This window comes from Haloferax mediterranei ATCC 33500 (assembly GCF_000306765.2).
GTDB classification, from domain to species: domain Archaea; phylum Halobacteriota; class Halobacteria; order Halobacteriales; family Haloferacaceae; genus Haloferax; species Haloferax mediterranei.
This window is the reverse complement of record NC_017941.2, coordinates 2,743,080-2,765,769: the sequence shown is the minus strand read 5'-3', so window position 1 is coordinate 2,765,769 and position 22,690 is coordinate 2,743,080. Positions and strand designations below refer to the sequence as shown.

Sequence of the window (22,690 nt, the reverse complement as noted above, 5' to 3'; positions counted from 1 at the left end):
GGGGTTTCTGCCATCAACGGTGTTCGACACCGTCAGCGTCCGGTTTCGGTCGTGATTTCGAATCGCGCTCCGCCGCCGTCGCCTTCGGATACGTCGATATCCCATCCGTGTGCGTTGACGACGCTTATGACGACGCTGAGACCGAATCCGGTTCCCTCCGGACTCGTCGTGTAGCCCGACTCGAAGACACGAGAACGCTCGTCCGGTGGGATTCCGGGACCGTCGTCTTCGACGTAGAACCCCGGTCGGGCTTCGAGCGGTCCGACCCGGATTGTCACGTCGTCGCCACCGTGGCGAATCGCGTTCGACAGGAGGTTTTCGAAGAGTTGTCGGAGCCGACCGTGATGGGCGTCCACCTCGGCGATACCGTCGATTTTGAGCGTCGCTTCCGGCGAGGAGGTCGCGACGGTGTTCCACGCTTCGGCGACGACTCGTTTGAGCGGTAGCGGCTCCACCTCGTCGACGGTCTGCCCGCTCCGTGCCAACGCCAGCACGTCTTGAATGATGGTCTCCATCCGTTCGTGCGCGACTTGCACTCGGGCGAGTTCGTCGCTGTCGAACTGTTCTTGGGCGAGTTCGAGATAGCCCATGGCTACGTTGAGCGGGTTCTGGAGGTCGTGCGAGACGGCCGACGCGAACGATTCGAGTTGCTCGTTTTGTCGGGCGAGTTCGCGCTCGCGCTGGCGAAGGAGTTGTTCGCGTTCGACTCGGTCCAGTGCGGCGCGCGTGTTCGACGCCAATACTTTCGCCAGTGTGAGGCGCTGGTCGGCCAAGGTTCCCTCATCGACCGACCCCACGAAGAACACGCCGTGGTCGGGAATCGGAACGACCAACTCCTCTTTGATTTCGGCGACGGGGTTGAACCGGTGCGGACTCGATTCGAAGTCGTCGTACAGGTGGGGTTCTCCGCTCTCGAAGACCTCCCACGAGAAGCCTGTTCCGCGCGGGAGCGGGGGGATGTCGCCGAACATCTCCTGTGCCTCTTCGGTGAACGCCGTCGGGACGAGCGTGTCTGTCGACTCGTCGTACAGCAGCACCCCGCTGATGTTGTAGTTGAGAACACCATTGGCGGCGTCGCAGACGACCTCGGCAACCTGCTCTCGGCTGGTTGCGGCTGTTAGCTCTCGCGTCGAGACGTGGAGCGCGTTGAGTTGTTCCTCGTAGCGTTTTCGCTCCGTGATGTCGGTCGAGATGCCGACCGCACCAGTAATTGAGCCATCCTCGTCGACAATCGGTGAGATGGCGAACTCGATGACGTAGTCACCGTTGGGGCGAGAAAGCTCGATTTCAAACCGCTCTCCATTGCTCTCGCCGCGTAGGACATCATCGAGGACCGACTTGACCCGCTCGTACTGGTCATCGTTGAGGAGGTCTACTTCGCGTGCAACCGAGATGTGCTGTCCGATGAACTTCTCGCGGGGAATCGATATCCGCGCTACTGCCGCTTCGTTAACGTACTGGATGATGGCCTCGCGGTCAACCACGTAGGCACCCTGGCGGATACTTTCGACGATACTCTCGTGTCGCTGTAACCGCTCTTCGTAGGTCCGCTGTTCGGTTACATCCCGGGTAGTGATAACGAACCCACCGACTGACGTGTCTGTCTGGTTGGTTCCAACAGACTCTAGCCAGCGCCAATTTCCGTCCGCATCTTGGTGTCGGTACCGAATCGGCTCTTTCTTATCTTCGCCACTCTGGAGCGACCTTTGCATCGCTTCTTCGACGCGCTCCCAGTCTTCTGGATGGGTGTAGTCGCTGATGTGCGCGCCGACCAACTCGTCTTGGTCGAAGCCGAGTACGTCCTCGACAGACGGACTTTCGTACTTAATTCGACCGTCAGACCCGACGAGCGTCACGATGTCGCGTGCGAGTTCGACGAGGGCGCGAAACTGCGCCTCGGTGGCACGTCGTTCCGTCACATCGCGCATCGTGACGAGCACGCCGTAGGACCCGTGATACTCGATATCTTTGACGTTTGCCGAACACTCGTGAATCTCTCCGTCGGCGTCGACGAGGCGGACATCGTAACTCACGGGCGCGTCGCCGCCCTGCCGTCGTTGTTCGGAAATCTCGGTGACTTTGTCTCTGTCATCCGGGTGGATGATGTCCAAAAGCGGAATCTCTGCGAGTTCGTCGTCGCTGAGACCGGTGAGTTCGGTCATCCGCCGATTCCAGAAGCGAAAGCCACCGTCTTGGGCGATGAAGATGGCGTCGTGACTCTGTTCGACGACCGTCCGGTACAACGAGTCGCTGTCCCGAGCGGTCGACGCCCACTGTGAGAACTCGACGGCCCGTTCGATACGGGTCGCAAGCGCGTTGACGGCCCCCGACGACTCCGGGCGCTCGACGCTGATAGCTCCTTTTTCGCTCGACGACGGCTCGACAGCCGTTTCGTCGTCGACGAGGAAGAAGACCGGAACGACGCCGAGACGGTCGCGAATCTGGGAGACGAGTTCGATGTCGGTGCCGCCGTTTACGACAATCCCGTCGATGTTTTCGTCCAGTGTGTCGAAAATCGAGTCACACGTCGAGAGTACCTCGACAGTGAATCCGCGTCGCTCGATAGCCTCTGTGAGGTTCGAGGTGCCCTCGTCGACGAAGAGGACGCGGAAATCGCTCATACCAGTATGATTTTCGGGTGCAGTATATATCTCACGCCCCAAATCACCGAGCTAGTTCCCGGCGACTGTGTCGCGGACCGTCGGTTACATGCTGTCTGACACACTCGTTCGTGGTATGACCGACGATTTCCCCGCCGAGGCTGCGGCTATCGTCCAGCGGCACATCGAGGACGAACACGGCTACCTCTCGTGGCTTAACACCCGCATCGACGCCATCGAGCGCGGACGACTCGTGATGACCATTCCGTACGACGAAAAGCTCACCAACACAGTGTCACCGCCGACCATCCACGGCGGTATCGCCGCGACGCTTATCGACACGGCGGGCGGTATCGCCCTTCGGACTATGCTCGACGACCCGCTTTCGGGCGGTGTGGCCACCATCAACCTCAACGTGAACTACCTTCGCCGGGCGTCGGGTGATTTGACTGCCGTCGCCGAGGTCGTCCGCGCGGGCGGGTCGGTCGGCGTGAGCACGATTACTGTCGTCAGCACCGACCCCGAAGACGACTCGGACGTGGCCGGACGGCAGTCCCCGTCGACCGACTGGGACGACGCTGTCGCCACCGGCCAAGGGGCGTACCGACTCTTCCGCGAGTGATTCTATCGACCCCGGTCGCCGGGGGTGGCGTTACTCGAACTCGACGTCGGCGAGGGCCGTCGTCTCGCCGAACAACCAGTCGGCGTGGTCGACCGCGTACTCTTTGTGTGCCTCCTCGATGTAGCCGAGGGCGTCAGTGACGAGCACCGGACGGTAGTCGCGCAGGCCGGCGCTTCCGGCAGTGTGGAGGACACAGACGTTCGCCAGCGTCCCGCAGATGAGCAGGTCGTCGACGCCGTGGGCGTTGAGCCACCCCTCAAGTTGCGTCTGATAGAACGCATCGTAGGTGTGCTTCTCGACGACGAGGTCTTCTTCGCGGACATCGAGGTCGTCGAGTAACTCGGCGTCCCACGTCCCCTCCACGACGTGTTCTCCCCACCGCTGAAACTCGTCGTAGTAGTGGGTGTCGTCGAACTGTTCCGACGGGTGAACGTCTCGCGTGTAAACGATGTGTGCGCCCGCGTCGCGGGCCGTCGAGACGAGGTCCGAAACGGGGTCGATGGCGGCTTCACTCCCCGGTGCGAAGAGGCTGCCTTCGGGGTGGCAAAAGCCGTTTTGCATATCTACGACGACGACCGCAGTCTGTGTCGAATCGAATGGCATAGCTGATGATTGCGTCGGGACGACCAAAAGCAGTCGGCGCGCCACCTGCCAGTTTCGACGGTCGAATTAGACAGCGGTTTCGACAACCGAACCGGACAAGGTACTTCACCCCGGAGTCTAAGGGTACCGTATGCGAACGTCTGGTCTCCGTGCCGTTTTTGTTGCTGTTCTTCTGCTTCTGGCCGGGTGCGCCGCTCCAACGGCGATTCCCGGAGCGGGCGACAGTGACACGGCACCGCCCGTGACGCCCGACCCGAATAGAGATGGATTCACCGATCCCGACAGCGACGTACTCGGGTGGGAAAACGGCTACTGGTACGACGAACCCATCGCAGTCGACCAGTCCGACGGTCTGAACGATTCCGAACTCGAAGCCTACGTCGCCCGCGGGATGGCCCGGGTCGAACAGTTGCGACACCTCGAATTCAAAGAGGCTGTCCCCGTGGACGTTATCTCGCGTGACGAGTACCAGCGCGGCAACGCTAACCGGTCGGGGCCGTCCGCTTCCACGTACACCCGCTGGAACGACCAGGTGTGGGAAGCGCTTTTCATCACTGGTGAATCCGAAGGGAGTACAAACGCTATCTCCCGAACGACCGGAAGCTCTGTTCTCGGCTTCTACTCGCCGTCAGACGACGAAATCAAGATTGTCACCGATTCGACCGGCGCACCCACAATCGATAATGCGACGCTGATTCACGAACTTCACCACGCACTTCAGGACCAGCATTTCGACCTTGCAGACCCGCGCTACCGTGGTCAGACACAAGACGGTGACCTCGCTACCGACGGCGTGGTCGAAGGCGACGCGAAACTCGTCGAACTCCGGTACGCCGAGCAGTGTCGCTCCGGCGCGTGGGACTGTGTCGTCACGCCCTCCGCGGGCGGGTCTGGTGGGTCCGGAAGCGGCGGCGGACCGAACTTCGGCATCCTCCTGACCATCTTCCAGCCGTACTCCGACGGGCCGGTCTACGTGAACAACCTGTACCAGCAGGGTGGCTGGGAGGCGGTCAACGACGCGCTCAGAAACCCGCCGGTCTCCACCGAACAGGTCATTCACATGACCGACGAGACGCCTCGGCCAATCGCGTTCGAAGACGAGGGGACAGACGGCTGGTCGACCTTCCCCAATCAGGGCGTCGACGGCTCTGACACCGTTGGCGAGGTGTCTATCTACTCGATGTTCTGGTATCAGGCTCGGATGAATGGAGCGCGGACTGTCCCTGTCCGGTCCGTCGCGAACACCGATTCGACGTACGACACCTACAACTACGATGCTGGCCCGTCGAACGGATGGGCGAACGACCGCCTGTTCCCATACCGCAACGAAGCCGGTTCGGAAACCGAGTACGGCTACGTCTGGGTGACTGAGTGGGATTCCGAGGGCGACGCCCGCGAGTTCCAAGACGCGTACCTGAACATCCTCGACGCCAACGGTGCCAAGAAGCAGGCAAGCGGTATCTACGTCATCGAGGAGGGCAAGTTCAACGACGCTTTCCGGGTCGTCCGAACGGGTGACCGCGTCGTCATCGTCAACGGGCCGACGCCCGAGGACGTGGACGAGATTCGGCCGAGTCTCACGTCATAGGCGGCCACGCTCTCCGAGACGCTTTTTCACATCCCGCTCGTGTGTCTCTGTATGAACCGTCTGCCACTCGCCGCGCTTCTCTCTGCACTTCTCCTCGTGGTTGCCGGGTGTAGCGCCCCCGTAGTGAATCCGCCCGAAGACACGGCCGACAGCGGGGCGTGGCCCGCAGACCCGCCGAGTGACAGGCTCGGCTGGGAGGGTGGCTACTGGCACAACGAGTCCATCGCTGTGGACCAATCTGACGGCCTGAATGCGACCGAGCGCGAGGCGTTCGTCGCTCGGACGATGGCTCGCGTGGAAGTCATTCGGGAATTGGAATTCACCGAACCGGTTCCGGTCGAAGTCATCTCGCGCGCCGAGTACCGAAACGAGTCTCGAAACCAGTCGAATCTGGTCCACGCCGACTGGAACGACCAGGTGTGGGAGGCACTCCTGTTAGTCGGTGAGAACCGGACTATCCAACAGGTGTTCGACGAACTCTACGGCGGTTCGGTTCTCGGTTACTATGCGCCCCAAGAGGACCAAATCGTCCTCATAAGCAACGACGGCAATCCGACCATCAATCGTCGGACGCTCGCCCACGAACTCCTTCACGCACTGCAAGACCAGCACTTCGGACTCGACGCAGCACCACCCACGCAGGACAAACAACTCGCCAATAACGGACTCGTCGAGGGTGACGCTCGCTACGTCGACAGCCTGTACGAAGAACGCTGTGCGGCCGACTGGGAGTGCGTTCCCCGTCCGGACGGGAGCGGGGCCGGAAGTGGGTCGTTCGACTACCCGGTTTTCCTCACTATCTACACGCCCTACAGCGAGGGACCAACGTTCGTCTCCGACCTCCACGAACGCGGCGGCTGGGAAGCAGTGAACGCCGCCTACGAGAACCGTCCGGTCTCGACAGAACAGGTGCTTCACCCGAGCACCTACCCGGACGAGCGGCCGGTCGAGGTGACTATCGAAGACCGGTCGTCGGCCGCGTGGACGCGTTACGACCACGACCCAGTCGGTGACACGGTTGGCGAAGCATCTATCTTCACGACCTTCTGGAAACACGCCGCCATCGACCGCGAGAAGCTCCGAGACGACCCCGGAGCGTACTCGACATACAACTACACCGCTGGTCCCGCCGCAGGCTGGGCCGGTGACCTCGTCGTTCCGTACAGACCGGCTTCGGACGCCGAAGCCGACGCAAACCCCCACGCCCGCGGGTACGTCTGGAAGACGGTCTGGGACACGAACACAGACGCTCGACAGTTCGAGTCGGCGTATCTGACGCGGACGCTTAAACTCCGACTCGGCGCAAAACAAGTCGCCGAAAACACCTACGTCATCGAAGACGGGACGTTCGCCGACGCTTATCGGGTGACACGGCAGGGTGATACGGTCACCATCGTGAACGCGCCGACGGTTGAGGAATTAGACGAAGTACACGCGCGGGAGTAGGAGAACGCACTTAGCTTGTGGCTGACATTTCTGTGTATGTCTCGCCGCATCGGGCTGTTCGCTATCGTCGCCCTCTTGCTCGTTCTGTCCGTCGCTGCCTTTCTCTTTGCTACTGGGACGCTGGTTCCGTGGTCGAACAGTTGTAACCAGTCCTTGGAGGTCAGACCGGTGGACAATGTCTCCGAGGACGCTGAAGTCGTCCAGTACGACTCGCTTTCTCCCGAGGAGCGAGCACTGTTCGACGACGCGCTTTCCGAGTCAGCTGTCGGATTCGACGGCCGCCCGTGGAGTGTTGGAACTGGGTACGTCGAAAAAGACAATACCACTTATTCAACGGGAGTCCTCGTTTGCTGACCGGGTCGTCTCTTCGAGTTGAAGAACATCTTTCTTCGACGTTAGCGAACGATTATACACCTTTTTCATCGGGCGCGCGGAACCTCGGGCAATGAGCGAGTTCGACATCGTCGGTCCCGAGGCTATCCGCGAGGGCGTCGCGACCGACGCCTACTTCGAGCGGACTGCGGACACCCTTCAGCACGCGGGGAAGAACCCTCGCGTCGTCGCCGAGGTAACGGCGGACCAGTTCCCCGACGGGGACTACGAGGTGTTCGCCGGGGTGAAAGACGCCGCAGTGCTCCTCTCCGGATACGACGTCGACGTCGACGCGATGCACGAGGGCCTCCTGTTCGACGGCGGTCCCGTGATGCGAATCGAGGGTGATTACCTCGAATTCGCCCGTCTCGAAACCTCGCTACTCGGCTTTCTCTCGCACGCTTCTGGCTGTGCCACGGCGTCGCTCGAAGCACGAATGGCCGCTCCCGACTCGACGGTCTTCTCGTTCGGCGCGCGCCACGTCCACCCTTCGATTGCTGCGATGGTCGAACGGAGCGCACTCGTCGCGGGTCTCGACGGATTCTCGCACGTCGCCGCCGGGGACATTCTCGGTAAGGAGGCGTCGGGGACGATGCCGCACGCGCTTCTTATCGCGTTCGGCCGCGGAAACCAGGCCGAGGCGTTCCAGGCATTCGACGAGTCAGTCCCGGAGGGCGTGCCTCGCGTCGCGCTCTGTGACACCTACGGCGACGAGGTCGAGGAAGTGCTCAGAGCGGTCGAAACGCTCGGGGACCGCCTCGACAGCGTCCGACTCGACACCACCTCGTCGCGTCGTGGAGACTTCCGGCACATCGTCCGCGAGGTTCGGTGGGAACTGGACGCGCGCGGCTACGAGGATGTCGGCATCTTCGTCAGCGGCGGTCTCGGTCCGACAGAACTCCGGAACCTCCGCGACGTAGTCGAAGGATTCGGCGTCGGCGGCTACATCTCGAACGCCAACCCGGTCGACTTTGCGCTCGATATCGTCGAAGTCGACGGCGAACCGGCAGCAAAGCGGGGCAAACTCTCGGGCGTGAAGGAAGTCTACCGCACCGACGACGGTGGACACCACATCGGTCTCCGTGGGACGCCCGCCCCGACCGACGCAGAGTCACTGCTCAAACCGCTGATTCGTGACGGCGAACTCGTCCGCGACTTCGACCTCGACGCGGCGGCGACGAGAGCACGCGAAGATGCCGAGCGCGTCGGTTTCGGCGACGAATAGAGGTCCGAAACCGACTGCGACAGTCAGTTTTGCAGTGTGCGACGGGTTCGTTTGGGAGTCTGCAATAGCGACGTCTCTCTGATGCAGATTGCAGAGCGACGTCTCTCTGATGCAGATTGCAGAGCGACGTCCCCCTGATACAAACTGCAGAGCGATGTCTCTCTGATGCGACGGTAAGCGTGGAAGGAGTGTGTTCTTCCCTACCCCCAGTTACAGCGCCTCGACGCTCCCACCGTCTTCGCGCTCGCGGAAGACTTGCCCCTCAAAGAGCGTAATCATGGTGTCGTCGTCCTGCCACGCCAACGGCGACAGGCCGGCCTTTCGGCAAGCGTTCGTGAGGAACTGTTCTTTCGACCAACCGAGTTCGATTGGAAGCGTGGGGTACATCCAGCCATGGCACCCGTCGGCGTCGATAGCGACCCCGTGTTTTCCGAGTTCGATGTCAGAAAGGGGGTCGTTCGTCAGGGTGTATTCGTTGACAATACAAACAGAGATATTCAGGTTCGGCAGTTCAGGTGCTTCGATTTCGGTTTGACACGAGTCGCCGGATGCGGCCTTGATGGCCGCGTCGACGATGGCATGACCAAGTTGGTCTTTGCCACGGTATGCCCCTGCACATCCACGAAGCCGACCGCGCCCACGTGTCGACTTGATGCGCACGAACGCCCCGGTTCGTGCGTAGAATGCGTCCCGCATACTGCCCGGTTGTTCTCTCTGCCCGTGAAGAACGTACGATTCGACGGATTCCCGCGCTAGTTCGACCGCCCGCGCCCCATCCTCGTAGGTGAGGTGTACGGTCTGCGCCTCGGACATACTACCATTCAAGGCCCACGGTGACTTCAACGCTTCCCTCGAGTGTTACACCGCTGTTATGTGAATAAAACGCCATATAACGGGTTACTAAATCAGTTCAGTACTGGGTTAATCGAACCGCTTATCCGACGGACGGAACTAGAGTACGTCGGCAGAGAGAGCCCAGTTCCCGTGCCCGATTGCGGGCATGAGGAAAGTCCCCCCACCGTCTGAACAGGTGACCGGGCGCAAGCCCGGAGTCGGAGACGGCTGGCGCTGGAACAGAAACGAGACCACTCGACCCGACCGATGATGCGCGCGAACCGACCCGTAAGGGGAGGGAGTTAACCCGCAGAGGGAAGCGCGGTCACATCGTGACCGCGGTTGGTGAACGGTCACCCGTGAGCCGCGAGATGGCATCGCCATTTCCGACGGTCGAGAACGGATGGAACGGCGAATCCTCACCGGTGCAAGTCCGCGCCGCGAAGGTAGTTCGGACGGCGCGTCGGGTTCGCCCGTCGTGCCCCCGGGGTTCCCCGGGAAGGACGCGGACGCTAAGCCGAATGCTGGGACGAACAGAAGGGGGCTTACTCCTCTCAGCCACTTTCACACTCGTGAGCCGCTGCACCGTGTCTCGCCGTGCTCTCACGTCAGCTTCCCGACTGCTGTCGACCGGGACAAACTTTCTTACCGATACGTCGCACCTGCTTTGGTATGCGTGGCTTCCCGATTTTCGTCGTCTTCCTCGTCGTCCTCGCCGGGTGCACCGCGCCTGTGACCCCGAACGAAGACGGGGGGACAGTCACGACTTCGAGCCCCACGACACCAGTGACTGAAACTCCGCCCGACAATGTGACGCCTGAGACTACGCCCACGACACCAAAGGCGGGACTGACCTCGACCCTAGAGCCAACGCCCGAATCAACTGCGACAGCCACGCCTGCATCGGGATTCGGCCCGTGGGGGTCCGAGCCGGTTGTTATCGCCGTGGAAGCTCCCAACGACGGCCGTAACTACACCTCGATGGTGAACGAGGCGACGACGTTCTGGGAGGCGAACGACGCGCGCTATCTCGGCTCCGAAATCGACTACGAGGTCGACGCGGACGCGCGGAATCCGGACCTCGTCGTCCGCTTTTCGGACGACATCCCGGAGTGTAGCGGGCAGGTCGACGCCGTCGGCTGTGCACCCTACATCACGGACGAACGTCAAATCGACCGGCCGACGACTGCCTACATCCGAACCGGGTTCGGCGACGACTCGACAGTCGAAATCATCGAACACGAACTGGGGCACACACTCGGTCTCACCCACGGTGACGAACCGGCCGAACTCATGAATGCGACGGGGATTCTTCACACGCTTCCGCGGACTAACGCCACCGAGAAGGCGTTCCCGTGGGACGACCCGAACTTCACTGTCTACGTGAACGACACTGGTGCGGCCGACCCGAACGCGGCCCGCGACCAGGTCCGTCACGCCTTCGACTACTACGCTGACGGCGCACCCGGCATGCCCGATAACCTCACGTTCACCTACGTGGACGACCCCGAGTCGGCGGATGTCAAAATCTCTTTCACCGAAACCTCGTCGTGTGTCGCGGGTGCGACTTCCTGTGCCGCCGCCAGTGGGTACGACCCCGACGGAGACAAAGCGCTAGAAACGTACGACACGCTCCGTGTCGTCCTCGTCGACCTCGACACCGACGCTGTAGGATGGCACGTTGGCTACTGGACGGCCCACTATCTGGGTGCCGAGGACGACGAGGACAAGCCCGACCCGTTCCAAAATGCGACGTACAGCGAGCAACGGAGCGAGTGGTGGGCGTAATGTGTTTTCGTCGCGGGTGACCCCCCAGCCGAGTCTTCTTTGTGGCGGGCCTCGTAGGTAGCGTGTGATTCCCACTGACAGGAACGACAATTCTCATACTTCGTTCGATGAGGAGTCGTTTCGGGACGCTCTTGCCGAGTTCGGTGGTACGGACGCCGAGCGGCAGGTCGTTGCACGTCAAGCCCGCGACCTCGTCGACTCGGAACAAGCCGAGCGGGACCGCGGCGCGCCGCTCTCCGGAGACGAAATCATCCGAAACATGCGTGACGCTCCCGAAGGGAGCCCTGCGACGCGCTGGAACTGGTGGCTCGGCGCACTCGAAGCCGCCTACGGTGGCTACCGCGAGTTTCAGGTCCGGCGTATCCCGGAACCGTAGCACTCGGCGGATTCCGAAGTCCCAGACCCGTACAATCCTCGGTATCCCTTCGTTCCTGTCTCTCTTCGCTGCGTTCGGCCTCCTACTACCTATCAGTGGCTTTGCTTGCCTCGTTCCCCGGGATTTAGTCGCTCTTGAGAAAACTAATTTCGTTGAGTAGACTGGGATTCTTGACCGTTCAAAACCAAAGCAGATTACACGCTCGTTTCAGAAAGGATGGGTAACGCGTGTACGAACAAACCTACCGGTGATGCCTAATTTACAATGACTGACACATACGACGTGATTATCGCTGGTGCGGGCCCCGCAGGTGGTCAAGCAGCACGAGACCTCGCGGCTCGCGGCTACGACGTTTGCGTCCTCGAAACCGAATCCGAAGAAGAGTTCCCCTCTCGGAGTAACAAATCGACCGCCGGGACGTTCCCGTCGACGATGGCTTCGTTCAATATTCCGGACGAAGTCGTGATGAACTTCACCGACGATGTCGTCTTGGAGTCTCCGAACCACCACTTCGAGCGACACCAACCCGGTGCCGTCCTCGAGTTCGCCGACTTCAAGAACTGGCTGGTCGACGAATCCCGGGCCGACGGTGCGGAGTACCGTTTTGACGCTCGCGTCTCCAAACCCGTGATGGAAGACGGCGAAATCGTCGGCGTCCGCTACAACGGCGACGAGGAGGTTTACGGCGACATCATCATCGACGCCACCGGCCCGAGCGCCCCGCTTGCGAAGGCACTCGACGTTTGTGTCCTCGAACGGGAAAAACAGGCCATCGGTATCGAGTACGAGTTCGAAGGCCTCGACTTGGACCCCGCGGGGTACGCCGACCTCACGGACACGATGATGCTCCGTCTCGACCACAACATCGCCCCGGGCGGTTACTCGTGGATTTTCCACACCGGCGAAGACACTGCGAAAGTCGGCGTCTGTTACCTCCAAAACGAGGCACATCGACAGAACGCCCAATCAGGGTACACCGTCGACGATTACCTCCAGTACTGGGTTGACACTGACCCCCGATTCGAGAACGCATCGCGCATCGAGGGCAAACAGCACCGCGGTTCCGCACACGTCCAACTTCCCAAACGGATGAGCACGGACAACTTCATGGCCATCGGTGACACGGTCCCGACCGTGGACCCACTTTGGGGCGAGGGCATCGACAAGTGCATGCGCTCCGGCCGCGTGGCCGCCGCGACCGCAGACCGGGTTCTCACCCACAGCGAGCGCGACACCTCCGCGTCCGAACTCGCTATCTACGACCAACTCTGGCACGAGCGCGTCGCGCCCAAGGGCAAAAACCGGTTGTTCATGACGGAGATGCTCTATCGCGCGTCCAACGAGCGCTACGATACGCTGTTAGAGGACCTCCACCGGGTTCCCCAGAAGCGGTTGAACGCCGTGAACGACGGGAACCCCCTCGCGATGTTCCAGATGCTGAAGTTCGAAGACCTCTCTATCCTCGCCTCGACGGCGAAAGACTGGTTCTCGAACTAAACCGTCTGTATTCGGTCGCTCACTCGTTCTCGGTTGCCGTCCGCAACCGTCCCACCCGAAACGTCCGTCGACTGTTCAGCGACCGCCTTCTGTCGCCCGTTCGTCGAGCGTTGCGAGTGCCTCCACCAGTGTTTCGCGTGCTGCAGCGACGTGCGTATCCGCCTCGTCGTCTTCGGTCGAATCCACGTTGGAGAGGAGGTGTTCGACGTGACCAAGACGAGTTCGGACTACGTCGTCGTCCGGGAGCGGGCCGATGGCGAGGTCGGCCGTGACCGCCTCCGCTTCCCCGAGCCATCTGCTTACATCTTCGCGGACGGGACGAGTCGCTGTCGCGGCGAGGTACTCGTGGAGCGTCGAGACGAGTTGGTCGAGGGTCGCATCCGGCATACGTTACGCGAGGGCATCCGCGGGGAAAAACGTCGAGTGTCGATGTCGGCGTGTGCCCTCCACCTCGCCGCTCGAACCAACGCTGGACCGACGGGCAAAAGCACCTCCAGTCGGTACGTGTTCCCAATGCAACTCCAGTTCCTCGGCGGGGCCGGGGAAGTCGGGCGCAGTGCGATTCTCGTCAACGACTCGCTGCTTCTCGATTACGGGATGATGACCGGGAATCCGCCGCAGTTCCCCGCGGGGTCGCCTGACCCCGACGCCGTCGTCGTCTCGCACGGCCACCTCGACCACGTCGGGACGGTCCCCTCGCTGCTCTCCGGTGACGAGTGGCCGGCAGTCCACTGGACGCCGCCAACGTACGAACTCGCGCTCACGCTCGCGCGCGACACCCTGAAATTACACGGCGGCACGTACGACTGCCCGTTCACCGAGACGCACATTCGCCGGATGACGCAGCAGTCGGAGCCACACGACTACGGCGAGACGTTCGAGGCCGCCGGCCACGAGGTCACCTTCTACAACGCGGGCCACATCCCCGGGAGCGCTCACGTCCTCGTCGACGACGGCGACACGCGACTGCTCTATACGGCCGATTTCCACACCGACAATCAGCGTCTCGTGTCCGGAACCACCGACCGCCCCGACGCCGACGTGGTCATCTGTGAATCTACCTACTCCGACGTGGAACATGAAGACCGCGCAGCGGTCGAAAAACGGTTCGTCGAATCCGTTCAGACGACCATCTGGCAGGGCGGAACCGTCGTCGTTCCCGCGTTCGCTATCGGCCGAACGCAGGAGATTCTGCTGGTCCTCGACGCCCACGACATCGACTGCTACGTCGATGGAATGGGTACGCGAGTCCTGAAGATGCTCCGAAACTACCCCGACTACGTCCGCGACTCGACGGCGCTCAAGCGGGCGAAGTCGAACGCGCGAATCGTCTCCGGGCGCGACGGTCAACGACGCCGTATCGCGCGTCAGAACTCGGTCATCGTCACCACGAGCGGGATGCTCTCGGGCGGGCCGGCCATGACTTACATCCCCGAAATTCGGCAGGACCCGACGAACAAAATCTGTCTCACCGGCTATCAGGTCGAGGGGACGCCGGGGCGCGAACTGGTCGAACGCGGTCGATGCGAACTCAACGGCGGCGTCGTCCCGGTCGCCGCACGCGCCGAGATGTACGACTTCTCCGCGCACGCGGACAAACACGGACTCCGCGAGTTCCTCGCCGACTACGAGGATACCCCCGTTCTCGTCAATCACGGCGACCGCTGTGCGGCTTTTGCCGAGGAACTGCAGGAAGACGGCTACGAAGCGACGGCTCCCGAAGTCGGAACCGTCGTCGAACGATAGACGCTCGTCGAGGGCTGAAGGTGGCCGTCGTCTCCGACTGATTCGTTACGCCTCGTACGCTTCCTCGTCGGGGGATTCCATCGACCGACTCGCGGCAACACACGCAGACACGCGGAGTCGAGTCCGTTGGGGCCGGAACCGCGTGAACACTGAGAGGAGACCGCTGGAGGCCGAATCTGAAGCCATGGTTTTAGGTTGGCCTAAATAGATGTTAGTTGTTACGGTCAGTGTCGTCACTTCTAGTGGTTGGCATCGCGGTGTTTGACAGCGGCGTCTCTGCGGGTCGGTCGCTGTGACCTCGTGGCATTGTTCTCCTGTGAAACCCCCTGTTTCGTCTGCAACGAGGTGATTCCCTCGCCGTTATCTCGATTTCGCTGGATTCACGTTCGAAATACCGCGTCGTGTCGGCCCGAACGACGTTGCGCAGACGAAAATAACGTTCACGCGCCTCAGTTGCGTTCGAGGCGCGCTCGCCGCCGCTCGAACTCTTCGTCGTCGATGTCGCCGCGGGCGTAGGCGCTCCGGAGTTCGCTCAGGGCGTCGTCGTGCCCGTCGTTGCTCACGGCCCGAAAGAGCAGGACACCGCCGCCAATGAGGACTGCGAGGACGAGCAGTTGTCCGAGGAGGCCCATTCCCCACATCCACCACGGGACGCCGCCGCCGGTTCCACCGTGCATCCACGTGTCGTGCATCCAGCCGCCGCCCCAGCCCATCGGCGTCGCACCGAAGGCTCCGGACATCCCGAAGAGAACAGGAAGCACGAACAGCGCGGCTAACGCGAGTAGTACGATACCCACGAGTCGTGTCGAGTTGGTCGTAGTCGTCATTAGTATCACCAGAGGCGGCGCTCATCCACCTCTCAGTATATATTACGCTCTCTTCGTTTAGGTCGATTTTCGTTTCTTTACTTCGGGTTCGTTGGCAGCTAAACGTTGTATCCTGCCGTCTCCCGCGCTGCAAACTTTGGAATCTTCGACACCGTTCGAACACCGGACTTGCTCGCCCCGCTCGAATACGCCGGTTCATACTTCAACTTCGAAGCCTGTTTTGCTGGTATGTCTGGTCGGCTGAACGTTCTCGTCGTCAGCGAGAACAAACCTATCCGTGAACGCCTCGCCGATACACTCCCCGATGCAGTCGGCAATTCGACGACGGAAGTCCACGTCTCGACCACGGATAGTGTCGACACTGTCTATTCGGAACTCGAACAATCGCGTGTGGACTGCCTCGTCGTCTCGACGCGGTTCACAGACTCGACGGGACAGTCGCTCGTTCCGAAGTTACGCGATAATGGCGTCCCGCTGGTCTCGTTCGAACGGACGAACCCATCGGACGCCGACATCGAAAACCTCGGCCACGTCGTCTACGACGCCGCGCGCAACACTGCCGGGTCGCTCGACCACCGGGAACTCTTCGAGGCCGTAAACGTCGGCCTCGCAGTTCGAGACCTCGATACGCTCGACCTCATCGACATCAACCAGCGGTATCTCGAAATCCTCGGCACCGACCGCGAGGCAATCCTCGAAACCTCGCCGACCGATGTGACTGCCGACGTGCCCGGATATACCGACGAGCGTGCCGCAGAGGAGGTCAAGACGGCTCGCGAAACGGGCAGTAACACCTTCACGTGGCCTATGCAGAGCACTTCCGGTGAGACCGTCTGGGTTCGGGTGAGTCTCACGGTCGCCGAACTCTCGGGTCAGCGTCGACTCCTCTCGACGATTGAGGACGTAACCGAAGAACGAAAACGCGAACGTGACCTCGAAGCGTTCAAGCGGGCGGTCGACGCCGTCGACGCTGGCGTCGCGCTCACTGAGGATGGTAACCACGTCTACGTCAACGAGACGGGGGCGAATATCTGTGGATACTCGGATGCGGAATCGATGGTCGGCATCTCGTGGCACGACATCCACGACGAGGCGGAAGTCGACCGGATTCGCGAGTTGGTTCTTCCCGCTCTTGAGACGAGTGGCCAGTGGCAAGGCGAGGTGACGGTCCGTAAACCCGATGGGACGGGCGTCCCGGTTCGGCTCTCTATCACCTCGCTCGACGACGACAGAAGAGTGGTCGTCTTTCAGGACCTCACCGAACAGAAGGAACGCGAGCGCGAACTCGAACGCAGTCGCGACTTCTTGGAGCGGACACAACGCATCTCGAAAGTCGGTGGCTGGGAACTCGACTTGCTGACGGAATCGCTCGAATGGACCGACCAGACGAAACGAATCCACGACGTTCCCCTCGACTACGAACCTTCGCTGGACGACGCGTTCGGTTTCTACGCCGCCGACGAACAGGAAAACGTTCGCAAACTGGTCAACCGCTGTCGAAACGAGGGTCTCGCGTGGGAAGACGAGTTCCGACTCGTGACCAACGAAGGTGCGGAACTGTGGGTTCGAACCCGCGGTGAACCGGTTATCCGAGACGGCCGTGTCGTAGCCCTCAGAGGGACGATTCAGGACGTGACTGCCCGCCGCAGTCGTGAACTGGAGTTAGAGCGGACGAACGAGGAGTTAGAGGCCTTGAACCGAATCGTCCGCCACGACATTCGAAACGATATGGCCGTTGTCGTCGGGTGGGCGGAGTTGCTCGAAGAACACGTCGACGACGAGGGGGCAGACATCCTCTCGCGCATTCTCTCGACGGGTCGCCACACCATCGAGATAACCGAAGTCGCCCGCGACCTTATCGAGACGATGAGCGGAGGCACTGTCGAGACGCGTCCGCTTCCGCTCGTGGATACGCTCGAACGCGAACTTGCCGTCCGGCGTGAGGCGTTTCCCAACGCCACCTTCGAGGTCGAGGGGGCGATTCCGGATGTTGCGGTACGGGCGAACCCCCTCCTCGCGTCGGTGTTTGGCAACATCTTCAACAACGCCGTCCAGCACAACGACGGCAGCACGACTGTGACGCTCTCGGTGACGGTCGACGAGGACGAAGAACTAGTCACCACGCGCATCGCCGACGATGGCTCTGGCATTCCGGACAGCAGAAAGCCCGTCGTCTTCGGAAAAGGCGAGAAAGGCCTCGAAAGCACGGGAACGGGATTAGGTCTCTATCTCGTCAACCAACTCGTCGACTCGTTCGGCGGAACAGTCCACTTCGAGGACAACGAGCCGACGGGGTCCGTCGTCGTTGTCGAACTCCCGCTTGCGTCGGCGGACTGAACAGCCCTGTTCTGATTCCGGTCCGGACTTGGGTTCACACAGTCTCTCACACTACTTTCCGGTCACACGGTGTCCGTCGGGTCGTGCTTCTCGGCCATTTCCTGCGCCGCCGTGGCGTAGACTTCTCGTGTTTCTTCGTCAGTGACGCGACTCAAATCCCCTTCGGACACGTCGATGGCGGCGTAGGTGTCGCGAATGTCGGACTCGAAACTCGTCAGTGACCGCTCTTTTCTGTGGTACCGTGTGCCGTCCAGCGTCGCGTACACGAGTATGATGATGTTTTGTTCGTCGTCCGAGTAGGTCCGCTCGACTAGCCACGTTCGCACGGTCTCCGGCATACGCTATCGTTGGCAATACGGAAGCGTAAGCGGTGGGGCGATTCTCAGTTCTCGATGCCTAATTCGTCCAACAGCGTCTCCAGCGTGTAGCTCTGGAGCGCTCTGTGACTGTCGCGCATCGTAGAGATAACGAACGTCGAGTTCGTCCGTTCGACCTCCGAGATGGCCTCGAAGTCGTTGATGAGTCGCTCGACGCGGTCGGAATCCGCGAGGTGTGCAACGACGATGAAGTCCGTCTCACCCATCGTGAAGTACAGTTGGGTGACACCTTCGATTTCCAGCAGTTTGTTGCCGACACCCTCGTACGAACCACTGTAGTCGGCTAACACTTCGATGACGACTGTGACGCCGAGACCGAACGCTTCGAGGTCGATGTCGTAGAGGTCGTTCTCGATGACGCCGTCGTCTTTCAGGTTGTTCAACCGGTAGTGGATAGTCGATACCGGGATATCAGTCGCTTCGTGTAACTTCTCGGGACTGCCTGTCCCGAGGTCCGCGATGGCCTTCAACAGGCGCACGTCGCGCTCGTCCATATCTACACTGGTCACGGGCGTAGATGTAAGTCCTTGTTCTGTTCCCCGTATTCGCCAGTACTTCTCACCCTCTCGGATTTTAACGATTTATACGCACTCAAATACAGCAAATCGTCTATTAGTCAATGAAAGATTCAACTATTCTCTCCTATTTTGTAGAAGGATTTAACAACGTCGGGGTCGGATGTTGGAGTAGATTCGACTATGACGCGAACCACTTGGAGAAATATTCCGACGACGCCCCTGTTGTTCGTCGCCCTCGCGGCGATGTGGGGCACGTCCTTCGTCGCCATCGAGGTCGGGTTGGAGTTCTTCCCGACCTTGACGTTTGCGGCGGTCCGCTACGAACTCGCCGGTCTCGTGATGCTGGCGTACGCCGTGTACTCGACCGACCGCTGGCGGCCACAGACCAGAGACGAACTGCTCGCGACAGCCATCGGTGCGGTGTTCATCATCGCCGCCTATCACGGTCTTCTCTACCTCGGCCAGAAACACGTCCCCGGTGCCGTCGCCTCGATTATCATTAGCCTCTCGCCCATCCTGACTGCCGTCTTCGCGTCGGCGATTCTCTCGAACCAGTCGCTCGGGAAAACGGGCGTGCTGGGATTGCTCTCCGGATTCGCCGGCGTCGTTCTCGTCGCCAACCCCGGGGCCGGTCTCTTCGACTCCGCACAGGGCCTCGGCATCGTGCTCATCTTCTTCGGTGCCGTCTCGTTCGCCCTCGGTGCGGTCCTCACCCGGCCGCTCCGTACGGACCTGCCGGTTCAGTCGATGCAGGCGTGGACGATGTTCGGCGGCGGTGTCATCCTCCACATCTGGGCGTTGTTCCGCGGCGAGTCGCTTTCTGCCATCGAGTGGGCACCGACCGGAATCGCGTCGTTCCTCTATCTGACGCTCATCTCCGGCGCGGTGGCGTTCCTCCTCTACTTCGAACTGCTGGACCGCCTCGGCCCGACGGAACTCAATCTCATCGGCTACGTCGAACCCGTCGTTGCGGCGCTCATGAGTTGGGTCCTCCTCGGCCACGCCATCGATACGACAGCGCTCGTCGGCTTCGGCGCTATCTTCTTCGGCTTCGCCATGATGAAAAAGAAGATGCTCGTCGACGTTGCCGTCGCGGTTCGGCGGCGTGTGACCGTATAAGCTGTTACCTCTCTGGAAACAGGTTTAGCACGCCTCTGAATCTCACACTTGTTCTCCTGTTCTCATTCTGGCTAAACTCGGTGAAAGCCGCAACAAGAGGGCTGTTACTTTCCGGAAGCATAATTGGTTCTACCAGCGAGAGGTGACGTCTCCCAAGCAGATTTGGACGTTGCAAGCCAATCTCGAAGTCTGGGAACTCCGAGTGAACATGGAAATTATCTTCTCCCATCTATCGACACAACATCAAATCAATCAAAAAACACATTTGCACGATTCATAGATTACCTATCATGAAGCTTCGCACCGAGTCACTGGGAAAGAAATATACAGAGGATGTTTGGGGCATACGCGACGTTTCTCTGGAATTGGATGAAGGGATTCACGGCCTGTTAGGTCCGAATGGGGCCGGAAAATCCACCCTCATGAGCATTCTCACGACGGTTATGAAACCAACGAGCGGCACCGCCTTCTGGGAGGGGACGAACATCCTCGAGTCGCCCGATACCGTCCGGTCGGTTCTCGGTTACTTGCCGCAGAATTTCGGCGTCTACCCTGATTTAACGCTCGAAGAGTTCCTCGAGTATATGGCAGCGTTGCGTGGTCTCGACAGCGAGACCGCGAGTGCGCGAACCGATGAGATGATATCTCTCACGAATCTGGTAGACGTTCGAAATCGAAAGCTCAAGACGTTCTCGGGCGGGATGCGTCAGCGGGTTGGTATCGCACAGGCGTTGCTCAACGACCCGGACCTGCTCATCGCCGACGAACCGACAGTCGGGTTAGACCCCGAAGAACGGGTCCGCTTGCGAAGCGCCCTGTCCAACACTGCTGCCGGTCGGGTTGTTATCCTCTCGACACATATTGTCCCGGACGTTGAAGCGACTGCGAACAAAATCGCCATCCTCGACGAGGGTCGATTGGTAACCCACGCGAACGTTGAGGAACTTGTCAGTCACGTCACTGGGAATGTGTATGAGTGTCTCGTTCCGCGCAGCGAATTGTCTACGCTTCGGGAAGAGTATCAGGTGTGTAGCAGTGTCCAGCGCGCTGACGGTGTCAAGGCTCGACTGATAGCAGAGACACCCCCGACAGACGATGCGACACCGGTTTCTCCGACGCTGGAGGATGCGTACCTTCAGAGAATCGACCAACAGGATGGGGGCTAATATGCGCCGACTCTACCACATTGCGAGAGCGGATTTTCTGGAACGAGTCCGGTCACGGCGCTTGCTCGTTGTGCTCGCCGTAATCGCGTATATTGGTTATCTCGTCAATGTGGGTCAGATTGAACTCGCCTACCAAGTCACCGACAGTGGCACGATAACGAATTACCGCGGCGTGAACACGGCAGCATTCGTTGGATTGAAGGCGGGACTCACCGGGTCAGCTGTTGTCCTGTTCGGAGGGTTCTACTTGATGAAAAATAGCCTTGAACGCGACCGTCTGCATAATGTTGACCAATTGGTCGCAAGTACACCAGTGTCCGACTGGGCGTATCTGGCCGGGAAGTGGCTGAGCAACATCGCTCTCGGCGTGGTCATCCTCTTTACGCTTGGGTTTGCAACAATTGCCAACCACGCGATTCACGGTGTCGGGCCAACGAATCCGGTTCCACTTTTAGCACCGCTGCTTGCGTTCGCATTTCCGGTTTGCCTCCTCGTCGGAGCAGTATCGCTTTTCTTTGAAACGGTCAAGCAACTGAATGGCACTCTCGGGAATATCTCCTATATTCTTCTGGCAACATTCTCCTTAGCCGCGTTAGCATCTGCCCAGAATTCACTCCCCGGAGCAGTTCCACTCTCTACGAAAGCTGGAGACATAATGGGACATATTTCGATATACGACTTAACAGTCGATTCACTCCTGACTGAAGTACCGAATTACAGTGGTGGGACACCATCGATTGGAACACTGGACGGTACCGAGACGTTTCGCTACGACGGTGGGAGTTGGCCTGTCTGGATATATCTCCAACGCGCTGGATTGTCGCTCCCTGCTGCCGTTATCGTGCTTGCCGCCACAGTACTGTTTGACCGGACACCTTCGGGTAAATCGTCGGAGTCCGCCGGGTGGATATCGAGACTTGTTTCGGTACTGCCATTCGACCGAGGAGATGATGCTGCCGACGACGAGGCCGAACCACCGTCAACCAGTTCGCTCTCGCTAACGCCAGTCAAAGACCGTAATGCCGGTAGTTTCACCCGACTTGTTGCCGCCGAGGTGCGGCTTGCGCTACGTGGTCACCGATGGTGGTGGTATGTCGGCGCGATTGTTCTCGCTGTCAGTCCAATTATCAGCCTCGTGAGTGCTGGTCCATCAGACGTCGAAGTTGCTCCCTTCCGTAATATCGTTCTCCCACTCGCATTTGTCTGGCCGATATTCATCTGGTCGGAGATGGGCGTCCGGACGGTGAAAAACAGGATGACGGTGCTGGTACTCTCATCAAAATACGCAGAGAGACAACTCATTGCGGAGTGGCTTGCTGGCGTCGTCGTGGCTATGAGTATCGGTGGTGGCACGCTGGTATTGTTCGTCAGTACCGGCCAGACGGGACTGCTACTCGGGTACGTGAGCGGTATTCTGTTTGGCCCCTCGTTGGCAATTATGACAGGGATCTGGAGTCGGTCTTCGTGGTTGTTCGAGGTCGTGTACTTGATGGTGTGGTACGTCGGCCCACTCAACAGGGCTGTGCCGCTTGATTTCGTCGGCGCAACGACTGCGAGTATCGAGACGGGTGTTCCATTCCTATTTATCGGAGTAAGCCTCGCTCTGTTCGGTACGGCTGTCTTCCGTCGAAAAGCTGAGGTCAAGTGAA

The 22,690-nt window shown here is 60.3% G+C and carries 21 protein-coding genes and 1 other RNA gene; 14 read left to right on the top strand and 8 right to left on the bottom strand.

Going from position 1 to position 22,690, the window contains the following annotated elements; genetic code table 11:
- Positions 1-32 precede the first annotated feature (32 nt).
- On the bottom strand, positions 33-2,621 hold the full coding sequence (locus HFX_RS14005) for a sensor histidine kinase (RefSeq protein WP_004059236.1): 2,589 nt from the start codon (positions 2,619-2,621) through the stop codon (positions 33-35).
- Between the two features lie 115 nt (positions 2,622-2,736).
- On the opposite strand from HFX_RS14005, the gene HFX_RS14000 reads away from it, so the two are divergent.
- The gene (locus tag HFX_RS14000) at positions 2,737-3,222 is read left to right on the top strand and encodes a PaaI family thioesterase (protein ID WP_179955347.1); all 486 of its coding nucleotides are present in this window, start codon (positions 2,737-2,739) and stop codon (positions 3,220-3,222) included.
- A gap of 30 nt (positions 3,223-3,252) precedes the next feature.
- Here HFX_RS14000 and HFX_RS13995 read toward each other — a convergent pair whose 3' ends face one another.
- Positions 3,253-3,825 carry a cysteine hydrolase family protein gene (locus HFX_RS13995; protein WP_004059238.1) on the bottom strand — a complete coding sequence of 191 codons (573 nt, stop codon included), beginning with the start codon at positions 3,823-3,825 and terminating at the stop codon, positions 3,253-3,255.
- Positions 3,826-3,955: 130 nt separating this feature from the next.
- On the opposite strand from HFX_RS13995, the gene HFX_RS13990 reads away from it, so the two are divergent.
- From HFX_RS13990 to HFX_RS13975, 4 genes are all read left to right on the top strand, one after another.
- Complete coding sequence (locus HFX_RS13990) at positions 3,956-5,413, top strand: Hvo_1808 family surface protein (protein WP_004059239.1); 1,458 nt, start codon at positions 3,956-3,958, stop codon at positions 5,411-5,413.
- A gap of 51 nt (positions 5,414-5,464) precedes the next feature.
- On the top strand, positions 5,465-6,859 hold the full coding sequence (locus tag HFX_RS13985) for an Hvo_1808 family surface protein (protein WP_004059240.1): 1,395 nt from the start codon (positions 5,465-5,467) through the stop codon (positions 6,857-6,859).
- Positions 6,860-6,895: 36 nt separating this feature from the next.
- Entirely contained in the window at positions 6,896-7,213 is a 318-nt protein-coding gene (locus HFX_RS13980; protein ID WP_004059241.1) for a hypothetical protein, read from the top strand.
- A gap of 91 nt (positions 7,214-7,304) precedes the next feature.
- Entirely contained in the window at positions 7,305-8,456 is a 1,152-nt protein-coding gene (locus tag HFX_RS13975; RefSeq protein ID WP_004059242.1) for a nicotinate phosphoribosyltransferase, read from the top strand.
- Between the two features lie 210 nt (positions 8,457-8,666).
- On the opposite strand, the gene HFX_RS13970 is transcribed toward HFX_RS13975, so the two are convergent.
- Positions 8,667-9,269, bottom strand: a complete 603-nt coding sequence (locus HFX_RS13970) for a TIGR00296 family protein (RefSeq protein WP_004059243.1) — start codon at positions 9,267-9,269, stop codon at positions 8,667-8,669.
- A gap of 150 nt (positions 9,270-9,419) precedes the next feature.
- Between HFX_RS13970 and rnpB the strand changes: the two genes are divergently transcribed.
- The 4 genes from rnpB to HFX_RS13955 all read left to right on the top strand — a co-directional run bounded on the left by rnpB (position 9,420) and on the right by HFX_RS13955 (position 12,951).
- Positions 9,420-9,850: RNase P RNA component (rnpB, locus tag HFX_RS14885), an RNA gene on the top strand.
- 112 nt (positions 9,851-9,962) lie between these two features.
- Positions 9,963-11,078, top strand: a complete 1,116-nt coding sequence (locus tag HFX_RS13965) for a hypothetical protein (protein ID WP_004059244.1) — start codon at positions 9,963-9,965, stop codon at positions 11,076-11,078.
- Between the two features lie 64 nt (positions 11,079-11,142).
- Positions 11,143-11,454, top strand: a complete 312-nt coding sequence (locus HFX_RS13960) for a hypothetical protein (protein ID WP_004059245.1) — start codon at positions 11,143-11,145, stop codon at positions 11,452-11,454.
- Positions 11,455-11,718: 264 nt separating this feature from the next.
- The gene (locus HFX_RS13955; RefSeq protein ID WP_004059246.1) at positions 11,719-12,951 is read left to right on the top strand and encodes a digeranylgeranylglycerophospholipid reductase; all 1,233 of its coding nucleotides are present in this window, start codon (positions 11,719-11,721) and stop codon (positions 12,949-12,951) included.
- Between the two features lie 75 nt (positions 12,952-13,026).
- Here HFX_RS13955 and HFX_RS13950 read toward each other — a convergent pair whose 3' ends face one another.
- Positions 13,027-13,338 carry a hypothetical protein gene (locus HFX_RS13950; protein ID WP_004059247.1) on the bottom strand — a complete coding sequence of 104 codons (312 nt, stop codon included), beginning with the start codon at positions 13,336-13,338 and terminating at the stop codon, positions 13,027-13,029.
- Positions 13,339-13,464: 126 nt separating this feature from the next.
- Between HFX_RS13950 and HFX_RS13945 the strand changes: the two genes are divergently transcribed.
- The gene (locus HFX_RS13945; RefSeq protein ID WP_004059248.1) at positions 13,465-14,697 is read left to right on the top strand and encodes an MBL fold metallo-hydrolase; all 1,233 of its coding nucleotides are present in this window, start codon (positions 13,465-13,467) and stop codon (positions 14,695-14,697) included.
- Positions 14,698-14,742: 45 nt separating this feature from the next.
- Here the strand turns inward: HFX_RS13945 and HFX_RS20105 are convergent, their stop codons facing one another.
- Entirely contained in the window at positions 14,743-14,883 is a 141-nt protein-coding gene (locus tag HFX_RS20105) for a hypothetical protein (protein WP_169330955.1), read from the bottom strand.
- A gap of 263 nt (positions 14,884-15,146) precedes the next feature.
- Positions 15,147-15,524 carry an SHOCT domain-containing protein gene (locus HFX_RS13940; RefSeq protein ID WP_004059249.1) on the bottom strand — a complete coding sequence of 126 codons (378 nt, stop codon included), beginning with the start codon at positions 15,522-15,524 and terminating at the stop codon, positions 15,147-15,149.
- Positions 15,525-15,752: 228 nt separating this feature from the next.
- Between HFX_RS13940 and HFX_RS13935 the strand changes: the two genes are divergently transcribed.
- Positions 15,753-17,861 (top strand): PAS domain-containing sensor histidine kinase, encoded by a 2,109-nt coding sequence (locus HFX_RS13935; protein ID WP_179955346.1) that lies wholly within the window; start codon positions 15,753-15,755, stop codon positions 17,859-17,861.
- Between the two features lie 62 nt (positions 17,862-17,923).
- On the opposite strand, the gene HFX_RS13930 is transcribed toward HFX_RS13935, so the two are convergent.
- On the bottom strand, positions 17,924-18,199 hold the full coding sequence (locus HFX_RS13930) for a hypothetical protein (RefSeq protein WP_004059251.1): 276 nt from the start codon (positions 18,197-18,199) through the stop codon (positions 17,924-17,926).
- Between the two features lie 44 nt (positions 18,200-18,243).
- Positions 18,244-18,732: an Lrp/AsnC family transcriptional regulator gene (locus HFX_RS13925; RefSeq protein WP_004059252.1), complete on the bottom strand. Its 489-nt coding sequence runs from the start codon at positions 18,730-18,732 to the stop codon at positions 18,244-18,246.
- A 204-nt stretch (positions 18,733-18,936) separates the two neighbouring features.
- On the opposite strand from HFX_RS13925, the gene HFX_RS13920 reads away from it, so the two are divergent.
- From HFX_RS13920 to HFX_RS13910, 3 genes are all read left to right on the top strand, one after another.
- On the top strand, positions 18,937-19,875 hold the full coding sequence (locus HFX_RS13920; RefSeq protein WP_004059253.1) for a DMT family transporter: 939 nt from the start codon (positions 18,937-18,939) through the stop codon (positions 19,873-19,875).
- 290 nt (positions 19,876-20,165) lie between these two features.
- Positions 20,166-21,041 carry an ABC transporter ATP-binding protein gene (locus HFX_RS13915; protein ID WP_049917470.1) on the top strand — a complete coding sequence of 292 codons (876 nt, stop codon included), beginning with the start codon at positions 20,166-20,168 and terminating at the stop codon, positions 21,039-21,041.
- Between the two features lies 1 nt (position 21,042).
- Positions 21,043-22,689 carry an ABC transporter permease gene (locus HFX_RS13910; protein WP_137685649.1) on the top strand — a complete coding sequence of 549 codons (1,647 nt, stop codon included), beginning with the start codon at positions 21,043-21,045 and terminating at the stop codon, positions 22,687-22,689.
- Position 22,690: the final 1 nt, after the last annotated feature.